The sequence below is a fragment of the Methylotuvimicrobium alcaliphilum 20Z genome, from assembly GCF_000968535.2.
GTDB lineage: Bacteria > Pseudomonadota > Gammaproteobacteria > Methylococcales > Methylomonadaceae > Methylotuvimicrobium > Methylotuvimicrobium alcaliphilum.
In genome coordinates this window covers 3,694,399-3,711,552 of sequence record NC_016112.1, presented here as the reverse complement: position 1 = coordinate 3,711,552, position 17,154 = coordinate 3,694,399, and the positions used below count along the sequence as shown (strand labels likewise).

At 48.9% G+C, this 17,154-nt stretch carries 13 protein-coding genes; 11 read left to right on the top strand and 2 right to left on the bottom strand.

Going from position 1 to position 17,154, the window contains the following annotated elements; translation table 11 throughout:
- Window positions 1-320: 320 nt before the first annotated feature.
- Window positions 321-1,652: a flavohemoglobin expression-modulating QEGLA motif protein gene (locus MEALZ_RS15630; protein ID WP_014149627.1), complete on the bottom strand. Its 1,332-nt coding sequence runs from the start codon at window positions 1,650-1,652 to the stop codon at window positions 321-323.
- Window positions 1,653-2,385: 733 nt separating this feature from the next.
- Window positions 2,386-4,470: an elongation factor G gene (gene fusA, locus MEALZ_RS15625; protein ID WP_014149626.1), complete on the bottom strand. Its 2,085-nt coding sequence runs from the start codon at window positions 4,468-4,470 to the stop codon at window positions 2,386-2,388.
- A gap of 355 nt (window positions 4,471-4,825) precedes the next feature.
- On the opposite strand from fusA, the gene lpxD reads away from it, so the two are divergent.
- The 11 genes from lpxD (at window position 4,826) to MEALZ_RS15570 (ending at window position 17,028) form a co-directional block, all read left to right on the top strand.
- Window positions 4,826-5,860 carry a UDP-3-O-(3-hydroxymyristoyl)glucosamine N-acyltransferase gene (gene lpxD / locus MEALZ_RS15620; RefSeq protein ID WP_014149625.1) on the top strand — a complete coding sequence of 345 codons (1,035 nt, stop codon included), beginning with the start codon at window positions 4,826-4,828 and terminating at the stop codon, window positions 5,858-5,860.
- Window positions 5,861-5,869: 9 nt separating this feature from the next.
- Window positions 5,870-7,789 carry an ATP-dependent DNA helicase gene (locus MEALZ_RS15615; protein WP_014149624.1) on the top strand — a complete coding sequence of 640 codons (1,920 nt, stop codon included), beginning with the start codon at window positions 5,870-5,872 and terminating at the stop codon, window positions 7,787-7,789.
- Complete coding sequence (gene tsaB, locus MEALZ_RS15610) at window positions 7,786-8,469, top strand: tRNA (adenosine(37)-N6)-threonylcarbamoyltransferase complex dimerization subunit type 1 TsaB (RefSeq protein WP_014149623.1); 684 nt, start codon at window positions 7,786-7,788, stop codon at window positions 8,467-8,469. The genes MEALZ_RS15615 and tsaB overlap by 4 nt, the downstream gene beginning before the upstream one ends.
- Before the next feature lie 39 nt (window positions 8,470-8,508).
- The gene (locus tag MEALZ_RS15605; RefSeq protein WP_046061636.1) at window positions 8,509-9,129 is read left to right on the top strand and encodes an L-threonylcarbamoyladenylate synthase; all 621 of its coding nucleotides are present in this window, start codon (window positions 8,509-8,511) and stop codon (window positions 9,127-9,129) included.
- 15 nt (window positions 9,130-9,144) lie between these two features.
- Window positions 9,145-9,801 (top strand): site-2 protease family protein, encoded by a 657-nt coding sequence (locus tag MEALZ_RS15600; protein ID WP_014149621.1) that lies wholly within the window; start codon window positions 9,145-9,147, stop codon window positions 9,799-9,801.
- Window positions 9,802-9,840: 39 nt separating this feature from the next.
- On the top strand, window positions 9,841-10,656 hold the full coding sequence (locus tag MEALZ_RS15595) for a segregation and condensation protein A (RefSeq protein ID WP_014149620.1): 816 nt from the start codon (window positions 9,841-9,843) through the stop codon (window positions 10,654-10,656).
- A gap of 466 nt (window positions 10,657-11,122) precedes the next feature.
- Window positions 11,123-11,782 carry an SMC-Scp complex subunit ScpB gene (scpB, locus tag MEALZ_RS15590; RefSeq protein WP_014149619.1) on the top strand — a complete coding sequence of 220 codons (660 nt, stop codon included), beginning with the start codon at window positions 11,123-11,125 and terminating at the stop codon, window positions 11,780-11,782.
- Window positions 11,783-11,801: 19 nt separating this feature from the next.
- Window positions 11,802-12,641, top strand: a complete 840-nt coding sequence (gene rluB / locus MEALZ_RS15585; RefSeq protein ID WP_014149618.1) for a 23S rRNA pseudouridine(2605) synthase RluB — start codon at window positions 11,802-11,804, stop codon at window positions 12,639-12,641.
- A gap of 1,071 nt (window positions 12,642-13,712) precedes the next feature.
- Entirely contained in the window at window positions 13,713-14,279 is a 567-nt protein-coding gene (locus MEALZ_RS15580) for an ATP-dependent zinc protease family protein (protein WP_084685505.1), read from the top strand.
- A gap of 270 nt (window positions 14,280-14,549) precedes the next feature.
- Window positions 14,550-16,070, top strand: coding sequence for an inactive transglutaminase family protein (locus MEALZ_RS15575; RefSeq protein WP_014149616.1), 1,521 nt, complete (start codon window positions 14,550-14,552; stop codon window positions 16,068-16,070).
- A 4-nt stretch (window positions 16,071-16,074) separates the two neighbouring features.
- Complete coding sequence (locus MEALZ_RS15570; protein WP_014149615.1) at window positions 16,075-17,028, top strand: alpha-L-glutamate ligase-like protein; 954 nt, start codon at window positions 16,075-16,077, stop codon at window positions 17,026-17,028.
- Window positions 17,029-17,154: the final 126 nt, after the last annotated feature.

Here is a 17,154-nt window from a genome sequence, read left to right as displayed (position 1 = left end):
AATACTTCCATGTAGGCTTAACTTATCGACCCAGGATTTTTCCATTCACCCTTCGACAGGCTCAGGGCGAACGGAAAAATCCTTAACTTAATGGCAGTGAGGCTTGACGGCGGAATCTGATTGCCATGGATGGCGTGAATGCAGATTTTGCAGGAGCAAAAATCTGCAAACGCCATGGATGGCGTGAATGCAGGTTTTGCAGGAGCAAAAATCTGCCCTGCCGCCGACACCTGTCAATCGAGCCACCGAACCCCCTCCTAGAAGTTGTCGAAGTTATTTCATGCTCGTTCTTAAGGATAATGTTTCGCGTTCGTTCAATGTTAATCGATTTCGGTATCTTCAGACGCTTGATTTGGCGTTCTTGGTAGATTTTGAAATAGCTGATTGAAATGAGCCTGTACATTTTCGATGTTGATTTGCGCGATGCCCGAGGCAAAACCGAACCAAACATAAAGCCCGTTGAGATCCCTAAACATAGGTGGCAGGTACTTTGGCTCTGCAATTAAGCCATCCAAGTAGTGTTCATAAAGGATAGGGATGTCGTCCAGCGTGACCTTGCCGGCGAACAGCATGGGCAAAAGTTCCGGCACACCTTCCAGCGTTGCGCTACGGATGAAGTTGACTAATTCAATAAAGCCTCGGACATAGGATAGGTCTTTCGTGAAGCAAGCGCCGCCTTCGACCATGCCGCCGCGAAACACGCGCTGAGCGATCGTGTAACTGTCATGAGGGCTTACGTCCCGTTCCAGGAAGTAACGGTAAACTTCAATGAAATCGGCGCCTTGTTCGGCAAGGTCGATCGCAATGACTCGGTCGCTGATGCGTCTAGCGCGATCGGGAAAAGAGCTGAACGTTAGGGTTTCGATCAAAACGGCCAAACCTTCTTGTGTCGCGGTGATGCGCGGCGAACCGACGCTAAGCCAGGTGGCCCAAGGTTGTAATCTTCCGTTCAATGTGGTGCCGACATGTACCCACCCTTCATGCACTTCCAAGACTTTCAAATCGAGCTCGGAAAACCAAGCGTTATTATTGATTTTGATTTTATCCCCGCCGGCCGAGGCATCGGATACGATGCCATCACTCAAAACGACGCTCAAGGCGCCGTCGTCGAAATGGCTTGATAGGCGTTGTCTCAGCGACACTACTGCGGTTTCGGCATTTATTTCTTTCGGGTGAGCGCGGTTAAGATGTTTGGCTCCGGGCAACGAAAAAATGGCGCATAATCGTTCACCGAGTTCCAAAAGGGTTTTATTGTCGCCGAGTAAATGATCTCGCGCCGAACCGTAAAGTGCGTGGCTATGGATTAAAAAATCGGGAGTGCCGCGGCTATGTAATAAATCGATCACGCGCATGTATTGACTAACCGTATCTTGCAGAATCGAGCCGAGCGAATCGTTGTATCCCAAGTTTTTAGTAATGTCTCGACTTAAGTCCTTCAGCGCGGCGTATACGCTGACTGCGTCGAAGCTTAGCGCTTGATGTTGATAGAATTCACGGTCGGCGGGCGGAAGAAATTGAGAGTCGCCGGCGAAAAATTGTTCGCGAAAATTGCGCGGCCATTTAATTGAATCGAGGATTTGAATTGGTTTTTGAATTTGAATGAGACGGTCGGAAAGTGCCAGCAGGCGTTCCCGATAGGATGAATGAGCCACGGCTGTGTTCCTGATAGAGGGATGATGCCGAGCTTACTAATATTCTGATGGAAGAGCAAAAGATTACAGCAATTCCCAATTTGAGGATAAAAAAAGGGTGTGGAGTATGCTTGGAGAGGATGTCGGCAGCAGGGAGCCGCCGTCAAGCCCCCATGGACGGGTTCACGGCGTTCCTCGACAGGCATGCTCCACACCCTAAATTGCGAAAATATGTTTAAACTGGGAATTACTGAAAAGATTATCGGCTGAAGCTGCCGGACATGAATGCGATAAGGAGAGGAGAGTAAAAATAAATTGCCGGACGAATGACTCGTCCGGCAATCTTTAAAATAAAGGAAGCTTAGGAATATGCACAAAATAACTTCTATAAGGTAATTATTCACGCCCCTATCGTTCCCACGCTCCGGCGTGGGAATGAAGATCGAGATGCTCTAGCGTCTCGTACCGCTGGAGCGGTACTCAGGCATTCCCACGCAGAGCGTGGGAACGATAATTTCCGGGGGCTGAATAGTTACTCTATAAGTATAGTAGGCTTTGCTGCGGTTCGGTGACTCGCTTGACAGGACGCCGTGAACCCAGCACCTAAATTATCAAAGATAGTTAACCATAGCCAATGGGCTATGGAATTTAGGTGCTGGGTAAATACGTCCATGTAGGCTTGACGGCCCGGCACCTGTCAATCGAGCCACCGAACCCCCTTCCAAAGTTGTCGACGTTATTTCATGCTCGTTCCTTACTTTTTCGCGTTGCGCTCTAAAGTTTCCTTAATGACTTCGTCCGCTACATTTTTCGGGCACGGCAGATAATGCGAGAATTCCATCGAGAATTGTCCGCGGCCTGAAGTCATCGTGCGCAAATCGCCGATATAACCGAACATTTCGCTCAATGGCGCTTCGGCCTTGATGCGAACGCCCGTTACGCCGGCTTCTTGAGATTTGATCATGCCGCGACGGCGGTTCAAGTCGCCGATGACGTCACCGACATGATCTTCTGGAGTGAACACGTCGATTTTCATGATCGGCTCGATTAATTGCGGGCCGGCTTTCGGAATCGATTGACGATAAGCGGCTTTCGCGGCGATCTCAAATGCAATTGCCGATGAGTCGACCGCATGGAAGGCACCGTCGACAAGTGTAACTTTAAAGTCCAAGCAAGGGTAACCGGCCAGTACGCCTTTGGCCATGCTCAATTCAAAACCTTTTTGAATGGCGGGCCAGTATTCTTTAGGCACGTTACCGCCGACAACTTTCGATTCGAAAACGAATCCGCTGCCCGGTTCGCCCGGTTCGATGAAATAATCGATTTTCCCGTATTGACCGGAACCGCCCGATTGCTTTTTATGCGTGTAGCTGTCTTCGACGCGTTGCGTGATGGTTTCGCGGTAGGCTACTTGCGGCTTGCCGACGATGACATCGACGCCGTGCGTTCTGCGCAGAATATCGACCTTGATGTCGAGATGCAGTTCGCCCATGCCTTTCAGGATCGTTTCGCCGCTGTCGATATCGGTTTCTACGCGGAAGGATGGGTCTTCTTGAATCATTTTGCCCAGTGCTACGCCCAATTTTTCGGACGCGCCTTTATCTTTTGGTGCGACCGCCATCGAGATAACCGGGTCTGGGAATACCATCGGCTCTAATGTAGCCGGATCTTTTGGATCGCACAAAGTATGTCCGGTTTGGACGTTTTTCATGCCCAATACCGCGACGATATCGCCGGCCTGTGCAGATTCAACTTCTTCGCGCGAATCGGCATGCATTTCGACGATACGGCCGATACGCTCGGTTTTGCCGGTAAAGGTGTTCAGTACGTTCGTGCCTTTCCCCAATTGACCTGAATAAATGCGAATAAAGGTCAATGCGCCGTAACGGTCGTCCATGATTTTGAACGCCAATGCACGCAGAGGACGGTTCGGGTCGACGACCGCGAAATTACCGGTTTCGTTGCCTTCCAAGTCGACTTCAGGTTGCGGGTTGACTTCGGTTGGGCTTGGCAAATAGTCGACGACCGCGTCCAAAACCAATTGCACGCCTTTGTTTTTGAATGACGAACCGCAATAAGTCGGGAATAGTTTCAGTTCGATCGTGCCTTTGCGGATACAACGTTTCAATGTATCGATATCGGGTTCTTCGCCTTCCAGATATTTTTCCATGACGTCATCGTCTTGTTCGACCGCTTTTTCGATCAATTCCGCGCGCCATTGTTTGACGTCTTCGACCATGTCGGACGGAATGTCTTGAATTTCGTAATTCAGTGGGTCGCCTGAGTTATCCCAGATCCAAGCTTTTTCGGTCAACAGGTCGACCACGCCGACAAACTTATCTTCAGTGCCGATTGGAAGTGTCATGACGATTGGGTTTGCGCCCAACACGTTTTCGACTTGTTTAACGACGCGGTAGAAGTCGGCGCCGATACGATCTAGTTTGTTGACATAAATGACACGGGCAACCTTAGAGTCGTTCGCATAACGCCAATTAGTTTCCGATTGTGGTTCTACGCCGCCGGAACCGCAAAAAACGCCTACACCGCCGTCGAGAACTTTCAATGAGCGGTAAACTTCGATCGTGAAGTCGACGTGGCCCGGGGTGTCGATGATATTGAATCGATGGTCTTTCCAGAAACAAGTCGTCGCCGCGGATTGGATCGTGATGCCGCGCTCGGCTTCTTGATCCATAAAGTCCATGGTCGATTCGCCTTCGTGAACTTCGCCTAGTTTATGGATTTTTCCAGTGAGTTTTAAAATACGCTCGGTAGTCGTGGTTTTGCCAGCATCGACGTGAGCGAAGATGCCGATGTTTCTGTAATGCGATAGGTCTGTCATGTTGTTACTCTAAAGGTTAAGGCATTAAAAATTTTTTTCGACGGACTCCCAAGATATTGTCCTGAAAGTAGGCTTTTCCCGGCAAAGAACGACTGGAGCTCGGATATCAAAGCAAGCCGAAGCCGGGCACTGATGAGATTCCGAAAGTTCCGGCGTAGTCTTTATTCTCATCCAGTTTCAAAAAACTGGCTATTCTAACCTAAAATAATGTCAAACACAGAATGAAAATATTTAGTTAAGGGAAAAAGGTGGAAGGTTTAAGGTTTAAGGTTCAAGGGGCAAGGAATTAAATCACCTTGAACCTTGAACCTTAAACCTTTAATCTTAACCCTTGAACCTTGAACCTTAAATATTTATGACATTAATCCTAGAAGAGTTGGCCAAGCATTGTGATGCGGAAATTGTCGGCGGAGACAAGCAGTGTTCCATTACTTCGGCGGCCGATATCAAAGCGGCTGCCGCTGGACAAATCACCATCTTGAACGATCCCAAATATGCACAATATTTTTCGAATTCCCAGGCGGCCGCTTGTTTTATCAAACGCGAAGCACTTCACGATGATCCGCCGGAGCATATGGCTCTGCTGGTTTGCAAAGATCCCGAGATTAGTTTTATCAAAGCGATTCATCTACTTTACCCGGCGACAGAGTTTCCGAAACAAATTTCGAAACATGCCTGTATAGCCGATTCGGCAATGATAGCTCATGACGTTTATATTGCGCCGTTTGTCAGTATCGGCGAAGGTTGTTTGATCGGCGAGGGTTGCGAGATCCTTAACGGCGCCTATATCGGCAAGGATGTCATGCTGGGCACTAATTGTCGTATTCACCCGAATGCCGTAATTTATGATCGCAGTCGTATCGGTAACAATGTCGTAATACATGCTGGTGCCGTGATCGGTGCGGACGGTTTCGGTTATAAGCAGCGCAATGAGCAGCATATTAAAGTGCCGCATGTCGGCAATATCATTATCGAGGACGATGTCGAAATCGGTGCGAATACCTGTATCGACCGTGGCACATTAGGTTCTACCGTGATCGGTTCGGGGTCGAAGATCGATAATCTGGTGCAAATCGGTCATAACAACACGATCGGCAATAATGTAATTATCTGCGGACAGACCGGTATTTCGGGTTCGTGCACTATCGAAGATAATGCGATTCTGGCAGGCAGCGCAGGTATCGCCGATCATGTCAAAATCGGTCATCACGCTGTCGTGATGGCGCGCTCCGGCGTATCGAACGATATTGCACCGGCTACGCAGGTATTCGGCAGTCCCGCGAAAGATAGAAAAGTCGCTTGGAAAGAGCTGGCTGCATTGACTAAATTGCCGGAATTGCTGAAAAAAATCAAGGATATCGAAATCAGACTCGGCAAACTTGAACAATAAAGCTATCTTGTGAGCGAATTGGAAGCGTTTTTTACCAGCAGCGGGCCGTTATCGAAAGTTATTCCCGGTTATTTGCCGCGTGCGGCGCAGGTTGAAATGGCTTGTGCGGTTAGTGATGCGATCGAGCAAGAGCGCCATTTGATCGCCGAAGCCGGCACCGGCACCGGCAAAACTTTCGCTTATCTAGTGCCTGCGATTCTGTCGGGACGCAAAGCGATCGTATCGACCGGTACCAAAAATCTCCAGGATCAATTGTTCAACAACGACATTCCTGTCATTCGCAAAGCGATGAGCGTGCCGTTCGCGGCCGCTTTGCTGAAAGGCCGTAGCAATTATCTGTGTATTTATCGGCTCGGCAACGCACTCAACTCGTCCTTGGGTTTCAGTAAAGAAGATGCGGCGTCGCTGACTAAAATCAAATCGTGGTCCAACCGAACGAAATCGGGCGATGTCGCCGAAATGCCGGATGTGCCGGAAAGCGACCCGGTGTGGTTTCAAGCAACTTCGACCGCCGATAATTGTCTCGGCCAGGACTGTCCCGATTACGAAAAATGTTTTCTGGTCAAGGCGCGAAAAAAAGCCCAGGAAGCCGATATACTGGTTATCAATCACCATTTGTTGTGCGCGGATTGGTCGATTCGCGAAATCGGCTTCGGTGAGTTGCTGCCCGATGCCGAAATTGTGATCATCGATGAGGCGCATCAATTGGCCGATACCGCCTCGAACTTTTTGGGTATCACGGTCGGCGCCCGGCAATTGAGCGATTTGGCTAAGGATGCCTTGGTTGAATATTTCAAGGATGCGACCGATCTACCCGAATTACGCACCGCCTGCGATGATCTGGAGCATCAGATCAAAGATTTACGCTTGGCATTCGGCATCGAACTAAAAAGAGGCGAGTGGCGCGAAATCGAGACTCATCCGAAAATTTCCTCGGGCCTGTCCGAATTGCAGGAACAACTTCAACGTCTGACCGTGCAATTGGAATTGGCGTCGGTCAAGACCAAAGGATTGGAATCTTGTTTCAAACGCGCCGAAGAACTAGGGCATCAACTACGGGCCATTCTCGAAGAGAACGACGGGAAGTGGATACGCTGGTACGAAACCCATAAGAAGACCTTCACGCTCAGCCGGACGCCTATCGACATTGCCTCCGAATTCCGTGCCTTTATGCAGCAGCATAAAGCAACCTGGATATTTACCTCGGCGACTTTGAGTGTTGCGAATAAATTCGAGCATTTCGCGAAAAGTTTGGGGCTTGCGAATGCCGAGGGCGTCAGTTGGGAAAGCCCGTTCGATTACGCCGAGCAGTCGCTGTTTTATCATCCGAAAGGGTTGCCGAAACCGGCCGATCCGAACTTTACCAGGACGATTGTCGAATTTGCGTTGCCGGTGCTCGAAGCGAGCCGGGGGCGGGCGTTTTTTCTGTTTACGAGTCATCGCGCCTTGAAAGAAGCGGAGTCTTTGCTTAGGCCAAAAATCAAATATCCCTTGTTGGTGCAGGGCAGCCGGCCGAAAGCAATCTTGTTGGATGAATTTAAACGGGCCGGTAATGCTATTTTACTGGGCACGGCTAGTTTTTGGGAGGGCGTCGATGTGCGCGGCGAGGCTTTGTCGTGCGTGATTATCGATAAATTGCCGTTCGCCTCGCCAAGCGACCCGGTCTTGAAGGCTCGACTCGGCGCGATGGAGCGGCAAGGTTTGAATCCCTTTTTGGAATACCAGATTCCGGCCGCGGTGATCGCATTGAGACAAGGCGTCGGCCGCTTGATTCGCGATGTCAGCGATCGCGGGGTCTTGCTGGTCTGCGATCCAAGGCTGTTAAAACGCGCCTATGGACAAATGTTTCTCGATAGTGTACCGCCGATGCGGCGAACCCGCGATATCGAGGATGTTCGGGCCTTTTTTCAAAACGAGCGAAATACATGAAGTTATTGGCAGTGGATACCGCGACCGAAGCTTGTTCGGCCGCCTTATATATTGATGGCGAAATCTTGGAACGCTTCGAACTGGCGCCGCGAACGCATACGCAATTGATCTTGCCGATGATCGATTCGCTGATGGCCGAGGCGGGGCTCGTGCCTCAGGATTTGGATGGACTCGCATTCGGTCGGGGCCCCGGTTCTTTTACCGGGGTCAGAATTGCGACCGGCGTGATACAAGGTATCGCACTAGGTTTGGATTTGCCGGTCGCGCCGGTTTCGACGCTGGCGGCCTTGGCTCAGAATTATTTTGAACGCGCGGGCCGGGATGTGGTATTTGCCTGTATGGACGCGCGCATGGGTGAAGTGTTTTGGGGTGTTTACCGTAAAAACGACCAGGGTTTTGCCGAATTGCTCGGCTCCGAGTCGGTAGGGCCCGCTGAGAACGTCGACTTCCCCGAAATAAAAGGCTACGGCATCGGTAGCGGCTGGAAAACCTACCGTGAAGCATTGGACGAGCGCTTGAATGCTTGGCTTGCCGGCGTCGACGACACGCCTTTGCCGAAAGCCTCGGCGATAGCGCTGCTCGGCGCGCGAAGCTTCAACTTGGGTCAAGCCGTGCCGGTTGAACAGGCGATGCCGGTTTATTTACGCGATAAAGTCGCAAAAAAAGAATCGGAGCGATAATCGGGTATAATGGCCGAATTTATTTCAAGCACGCATACTATGGCGCAATTTTTTCAAATTCATCCCGAGAATCCGCAGCAACGGTTAATCAATCGAGCAGTCGAGATCTTGCAGCATGGTGGAGTGATTGCCTATCCGAACGACTCGTCCTATGCGATTGCCTGTCAAATGGACGATAAGCAGGCGTTGGACAAAATTCGTAGAATTAGGCAATTGGACGATAAACACAATTTTACCTTGATTTGTCAGGATCTAACTCAGGTGTCCAATTTTGCCAAAATCGATAACGACGCCTATCGGTTGATCAAGGCATTGACGCCGGGGCCGTTCACTTTTATCCTGAATGCCACGCGCGAAGTGCCGCGCCGCTTGCAACATCCTAAGAAAAAAACCATAGGCATTCGGGTGCCTGATCACGCGATCGCCTCATTACTAGTGGAGACTATTGGAGAGCCGTTGTTCAGCTCGACGCTGGTTATGCCGGGCGAGTCGTCGGCTCTATCCGATCCCTATGAAATTCGCGATCGACTCGAGCACGAACTCGATCTCGTGATCGATGCCGGTATCGTGCCGGACGAACCGACTACAATCATTGAATGTTCGGGAAAAAATCTCGAAATTATCAGGCAAGGAAAAGGCCAAGCACCGATGTTGGACTAACCGAGAAATCCCTCTATGATGAACGAACTATCTTTGATCCAGCGTATTATCGTCTGGGTTATTCCGGTGATTTTCGCAATTACCGTGCATGAAGCCGCTCACGGTTGGGTCGCCAAAAAATACGGCGACAATACCGCTAAAATGCTCGGTCGATTGACCTTGAACCCGTTGAAACACATCGACCCGGTCGGTACGATTCTTCTGCCCGGCATATTGTTATTGACTGGAACCGGTTTTATATTCGGCTGGGCAAAGCCGGTACCCGTCGATGCGCGAAATTTCAAGAATCCGCGGCAGGATATGGCCGTCGTCGCATTGGCGGGCCCGGTATCGAATTTACTGATGGCTGTGGGGTGGGCGTTGATCGCTCGAGCGGGTGTCATGATCAATGTCGATTTCATGACACTGCCGATGATCTATTGGGGCATTGCGGGGATATCGATCAATCTGGTTCTGGCACTGATTAATCTAATACCGATACCGCCTTTGGATGGCAGTCGTGTCGTGTCGGGCATTTTGCCGAATCGATGGGCTTGGCAATACAACAAATTAGAGCGTTACGGTTTTTTGATATTATTGCTGATGTTATTCACCGGCACATTGAATGTCATACTGGGTTATCCGATGTTTTTGGCGCAAAATATGTTTTTTTCATTAGCTGGGTTAGGATAAGGCTTTTGAGCGGTTTTCGGTTAAGGTGATCTATTGGCGATGCAAGTAGCGCAAGCGGAAGATTTACCCCCGGTCGAAGAAGTGCTGGCTATCGTTCAGGGCGCGCCGTTCATGAAGTTCCCCGAGGATCTTTACATACCGCCCGATGCATTGCGTGTCTTTCTCGATACCTTTGAAGGACCGCTGGATTTGTTGCTCTATCTGATCCGGAGGCAGAATCTCGATATCCTGAATATTCCGATCGCGCAGATTACTCGGCAATACATTGGTTACATCGATATGATGACCGAGCTTAGGCTCGAATTGGCCGCCGAATATCTAGTCATGGCGGCTCTGTTGGCCGAGATTAAATCGCGCATGTTACTGCCTAGGCAGGTCGCCGAAGAAGAGGATGATGAAGACCCGAGAGCTTTATTGATCCGCAGGTTGCAGGAATATGAGGTCATTAAAAAGGCGGCCGAGGACATTGATGGCATGTCGAGGTTAGAGCGTGATCTGTTCATTGCCAAGGCCGACGTATCGATGATTGAAATCGAACGCCCGTTACCTGATATTCAACTGCGAGAAATGTTATTGGCTTTGCAAGACGTATTAAAGCGTGCCGACCAATTAAGCCATCATCACATTGTTAAAGAGCCTTTATCGGTTCGGGAGCGCATGTCGAGCGTCTTGGAGAGGCTCAAAGGCGGGGAAGGGGTCATTTTCAATCGATTGTTTCTGACTCAAGAAGGACGCCATGGCGTCGTCGTGACTTTTTTGGCCATTCTCGAGCTCAGTAAAGAAGGCTTGATTGAAATCATTCAACACGAACCTTTGACCGAAATCGTGGTCAGAGCGGTTGCTGCAAGTGCTTAAGTTTTAATAAGATTCTCGCGCAAAGGCGCAGAGGAATTTTGCTGTTACCCAAGCTCCAGCTTGGGTAACCTGATCAGGAAGCTCTAGCTTCCCGACAAACAAAGAAGATTGAACGAGAAGGTCGGGGTTGATTAAGAATGTGCGGAGCTTGTGTCGGTCTCATGAAGCTGGAGCTTCCGGAGTGTCTTTCCCAAGCTGGAGCTTAGGAAAGAGCGAGATATGGGGTGGCCGTTTTTAGCTTGATGCGTATGGGTTGCAACCCCGTCTTAAATGTTTCGACCCTGCTAAAGCAATCCAAGATATTTGGGGACAAACCGAAACGTTGGGGACGGGGTAAATAATTCGTCCCGCAGAAGGGGGTGAATTACCGAATTCGTAAAACCACCTCTACGCCCTTTCGCATCTGCGCGAGAAAAAATTTAACAATACGTATTGTCTTAAAAAAAGCAACTTTCTAGCAACTCTCGTGGATATCAAACGAATCGTCGAAGCCCTATTATTCGCATCGGATAAACCGATGACGGTCAAACAACTCCAGCAAACTTTTCCCGAACTCGAACAGCCCGAAATCGAAACGCTGCAAAAAGCCGTTGACGAAATTGTAGAAGATTACGCAACGCGGCCTGTAGCCTTGAAAAAAGTAGCGAGCGGTTACCGTTTTCAGGTTAAGCCGGAATTATCATTTTGGGTCGGACGCTTATTCGAGGAAAAACCGCCTAGATATTCCAGAGCTTTGTTGGAAACGCTGGCGATTATTGCCTACCGACAGCCGGTTACGAGAGGCGATATCGAAGATATTCGCGGTGTTGCGGTCAGCTCGAATATCATTCGCACGCTTCTCGAACGCGAATGGATCAGGATCATTGCGCACAAAGAAGTGCCGGGGCGCCCAGCGCTATACGGTACGACTAAACAATTTTTGGACTATTTCGATTTATCTTCCTTGCATGAGCTTCCGACATTACAGGAAATCAAAGAATTGGATTTATCGGTAGCCAGTAATCAGCAACTAATGCAGGAACAGAGTGAACAGCAAGAAAACAACCGACCAGAAGTCGCAGAACAAGGGCAGGACACCGAATTTAAAGCAGAAGCCGAGACCTTCGTCCAAAGTACGGAAGAATGAAGTAGAGGACTCCGTCGCGATGAAAAAAACATTGACCAAACCCCAGGATGAAACCGGCGAACGCATACAAAAAATCTTGGCGCGCGGCGGTATGGGGTCGAGGCGCGAAATCGAACGCTGGATAGAAGAAGGGCGAGTCAGGCTTAACGGCGTGCAGGCGAAACTCGGTGATAGAATCCAAAACGGCGATCATCTGCAACTTAACGGCCGAGTCGTCCATTGGGAAAAGTTTGCGCACCAAACTACCCGAGTATTGATTTATCACAAACCGGTCGGTGAGGTCGTGACAAGGCAAGATCCGGAAGGCCGGCCGGTCGTTTTTACGCAATTACCTAAGTTGCAAGTCGGCCGCTGGATTTCGGTTGGGCGTCTCGATATCAATACTTCAGGCTTGCTGTTGCTGACCAATAACGGCGAATTGGCCAACCGATTGATGCATCCGTCGATGCAAGTCGATCGAGAATATGCCGTGCGGATTTTGGGCGAGGTTTCCGATGAGGTATTCGAACGATTGAAACAAGGTGTTGAACTTGACGATGGGCCGGCAAAATTCGACGATATTAAATTTCACGGCGGGGAAGGCGCTAATAAATGGTATCACGTCGTCGTTAGTGAAGGGCGGAATCGTTTGGTTAGACGGTTATGGGAATCCCAAGGAGTAACCGTCAGTCGCTTGATGCGCGTACGCTATGGTTTGCTGATGATGCCGGAAGGATTAAAATCTCATGCTTTTCACGAATTGGAATCGAAAACCTTGGATGTCTTGCTCGAATCGGTCGGCTTACCTAAGGAAAAGCCGTTAGCGCCCGGAAAGCAGGGTGTTAAGAAGCATGGATTCTATAAAAAAAACAAGGAGTGAGTTTTAATTTAGTGAGCAGTGAGCAGTAAGCGGTAAGCGGTAAGCAGGGGGAGCAGGGAATGGCTGCGTGGGCTTCAATTTCGCTGGAGCGGTGCTCAGGCGTTCCCACGCAGAGCGTGGGAACGATAATTGCGGGGCTGAATAGTTACAAACATTGTATTACTGCATCGCTCGTTCCCAAGCTCTTTGCTTGGGAATGCAGTACGAGAAGCTCCAGCTTCTCGAGGCTGGTAAGCAAGGGCTTGTGTGAAGGGGCTTTCCTATCGTTCCCACGCTCTGCGCTCATCGTTATACATAAATTGTAGGGTGCGCTGTGCGTACCAAAGTCGTGCCCTAGCGGTTCGGTTAGTACATGAAATGAACAACGCGGGGTTGCCATGGTACGCACAGCGTACCCTACGCGGATCACCTAGCGTTAGGTGAGGGAGATCCGAGGGTGTTAAGGATTTGCTCGTAAATAACTTCCCTATTTTAGGGAGGGTTCGGTTGCTCGATTGGCAGGTGTCGGCGGTAGGGAAAACCGCCGTCAAGCCTACAAGGACGTATTCACGGCGTCCTGCCAAGCGAGTTACCGAATCCTCAACAAAGCGCATAGTTCCAGGACGTTATTTATCACGAAATCCTAAATGACAATAAAAAGTATCGAGGCCTCATTGGCTAAGATTGCAAAAGGGTAATTTTTGACTTATGTATAACGATGAGCGCAGAGCGCAGAGCGTGGGAACGATAATTGCCGGGGGGTTGAATGGTTACAAACATGGTATTACTGCATTGGGTTTATCTGTGATATTGGGACGATTCATAAAGCGCTCAATTTTCTTCCTTTCATGGTAATAAAAAAACGTAACTATTCAGCGCATGCGGTAGGTTGGTGTCAGGTATTGATTTCTAAGGACGCGTTAATACATCCCTGTAAGCTCTGACTGCAACGTCCTGTTGCAGACAGCCTTATAAATCAATGCCTGGCACCTTCTCATACATGACTTATGCTGAATAATTACAAAAAAACAAGCTATAAACATTGTGCTGCATCAGTCCCTCTTTATGGGTGGTTTAACTATATGATTATTAATGAAAAATATGATGAAACGAAATGTTAGTATAAGCCTTTTCATTGTGTTGGTCATGTTAAGTCCTTTTGGTCGAGCCAGCGCATATGAAGATCAAAAAATTATCGCAGGGTGGGTGGAAGACATTATTCTATCTCCGGCGCAAATACGGTTTCGAGCAAAGCTTGATACCGGTGCTAGAACCTCATCGATCCATGCTAAAAATGTTGAAGAGTTCGAGCGGGACGGGCAAAGCTGGGTTCGTTTTACATTGCCGAAAGGTTTGGAAAAAAAAGCTCAAGCGACTACTGTAGAGCTGCCGGTTGTCAGGGAAACGCGAATTAAAAGACATAAACTGGAATCGGCGAAGCGTTTCGTTGTGGAATTAGGGTTTTGTATGAATTCAAATTATTACGAGACGGAGTTCACACTGGCTGACCGAGGCAACTATATTTATCCGGTCTTGCTAGGTCGTAGGTTTCTGGAAAACAAGGTCATTGTTGATCCAAGCGTGAGGCATAAACATTCCAAAAGATTAAAAAATATTATTTGTTCCCCTGGTTTTCCGGAGCCGGTCGTGGAAGAATAATTCGATATCGTTTCTTTCTGATCTTATACCTTTCGCACTTCAAATTTCGGCAGTGCCGGAGGAGGCCTCGGGGTGTCCGGTCGATTTTCGCTCCTGCAAAATCGACATTCACGCCATCCATGGCGTTCATAAAGGCTTTGCCAGCATGGAGCTGGCATAGAGCCTACATGGACGTATTTACGGCGTCCTTTAACGGGCACCCCGAGGCCGAATTTTAATCTACGATGAGTATAGGTCCCATAACAACAATTAATTAATACGGCAATCGTTTTGAAAAACCTTCATGTCAATGTTTTGGCGTTTATCCTGGTCGGATTGAGCGTCGTGGTCACATATTACAAAATTACAGAGCTAAATCTACCTTTGTTACCGGTCGAGGATGAGATTATTTGGGCTGTGGAAGCCAAGGTAAGCTATAAACCTTCTCCCGGCCCTTCCAAAGTCGATTTAATGTTGCCGAAACAAATTCCCGGATATATGTTTTTGGATGAAAACTTTGTTTCCGGTCGATACGGTCTTACCCTTGAAAGCGTCAATCATAATCGAATCGCTCAATGGGCGGTTCGGCGACCGGCAGGCGAACAGACGTTGTATTACCGGATGCAAATCGTTCCTGGTGAAAAAGAAGCTTTTACCGATAAAAAAGTTCCTTATCCTGAAGAGCCCGAGTATCCGGAGATAATGCAGACGGCCGTTTCGGCATTGTTGGACGATGTCAGAAGCAAATCGGCGGATATCAAATCCTTTACTCAAGAGTTATTGCGAAGGTTAAATGCGCCAAGTCCTGACGACAATGTCAAAATAATCAAAAAAGACGCGACCGGCCCCGAAGCGTGGATGAAGCGAGTGATCGATGTTTTGCATGGGGCGAGGATTCCGACTCGTCAAGTCAACATTCTGATGCTCAAGGATGGAGCTAGGCACAGTAAGTTGGTGCCTTGGCTTCAGGTGCACAACGGTGAAAAATGGTTAACTTTTGATCCGCATTCGGGGGCATCCGGTTTTCCCGAAAATTCAATCATTTGGTATTACGGGAGCGCGCCCTTACTGACAGTGACGGGAGGGAAGTCAGAGAAAATTGACTTTTCGGTCTATAAGCAATCGCTCGGTTTGGCGGCGGTAACCCAGAAGCGAATCGGTAAAATCGATTCGCCGATTATGGAGTTCTCGCTATTCCATTTACCGATTCAAACTCAGAATGTTTACCGGATTTTATTGATGATGCCGATCGGCGCCTTGCTGATCGTTGTTCTGAGAAATGTCGTTGGCTTTAAAACATTCGGCACGTTTATGCCGATTTTGATCGGGATGGCGTTTCGAGAGACCGGCTTGTCTTGGGGGCTTTTTTTATTTGGTTTGCTTATCGCATTCGGTTTGATGCTGCGTTTTTATCTGGAATATTTGCGTTTGCTGCTGGTTCCGAGACTCGCAAGTGTGCTGATCATCGTTGTGATATTGATGACGTTGCTAAGCTTGATGAGCCATAAAATGGGTATCGATCGCGGCTTGTCCGTGGCCTTGTTCCCGATGGTTATTATTTCGATGACGATTGAACGAATGTCCTTGGTTTGGGAAGAGCACGGGGCTTCGGAGGCGCTGCAACAGTGCATCGGTAGTTTATTTATTGCATCGATCGGTTATTTGCTGATGTCGCATCCCGTACTCGAGCATCTTATTTTTGTATTTCCCGAATTATTATTGACGTTTCTAGCGTTTACCTTATTGTTAGGTCGCTATACCGGCTATCGCCTAACTGAGCTGTGGCGGTTTCGTTCCGTCATAAAAGGATAGTCGCATGTCTTGGAAAAATTATTTGCGCCCCTCGAAACGGCTAAGAGATGTCGGTTTATTGGGGATGAATCAGCGTAATGGCGACTACATACTGCGTTACAATCCGCGTAAATATTATCCGTTGGTCGACGATAAGCTGCGAACTAAAAAGCTCGCACAAGCTTCAGGCATTGCCGTCCCCGAACTCTATGCGGTCATTGAAGCGGAGTATCAAATTGCCGGTTTAGCCGAAAAGCTCAAAAACTACGACGAGTTTGCAATCAAGCCTGCGCATGGCAGCGGAGGCGAGGGGATTATCGTTGTCAATGGTCGCAGCAAGAATTGTTATCGCAAACTGAACGGCACCTTGTTGACCGAAGAGGAAATCGGCCATCATATTTCCAATATATTGAGCGGCATGTACAGTTTGGGCGGGCAACCGGATGTCGCCTTGATTGAATACCGGGTCGATTTCGATCCGGTATTCGATCTAGTGAGCTATCAAGGCGTTCCCGATATCAGGACGATTATTTTTATGGGGGTTCCGGTAATGTCGATGCTGCGTTTGCCGACTCGGCTTTCCGACGGTAAGGCCAATCTACATCAAGGCGCGATTGGTGTGGGTATCGATATCGAACAAGGCGTCACCACGACCGGTGTATGGCAAAACGATATGATCGATGCGCACCCTGATTCAGGGAATACGATTACAGGACTAAACTTGCCGAATTGGGAGGAAATCTTACTGTTGTCGGCGGGTTGCAAGGAGTTGGTTTCGCTCGGTTATATCGGCGTCGATATCGTATTGGATTCGAAACTCGGTCCGCTGATGCTCGAAATCAACGCTCGCCCCGGGTTAAGCATTCAATTAGCCAACAAAAAAGGGCTATTACCCCGATTGGAAGCCGTCGAGAAGCTCAAAAAAATTCCTGAAACGGCTGCGGAACGCGTAGAACTCGCCAAAAAACTATACCGGTAGCTATACCCATCGTAGATCAAAATTCAAAGTTAATTGTAGGATACTTGGCAGGACGGGGTTGCAATCCCGTCCTAAGCGTTTCGATCGTGGCCGAAGCAAATCGAAACGTTCGGGGCGGGTTGAATA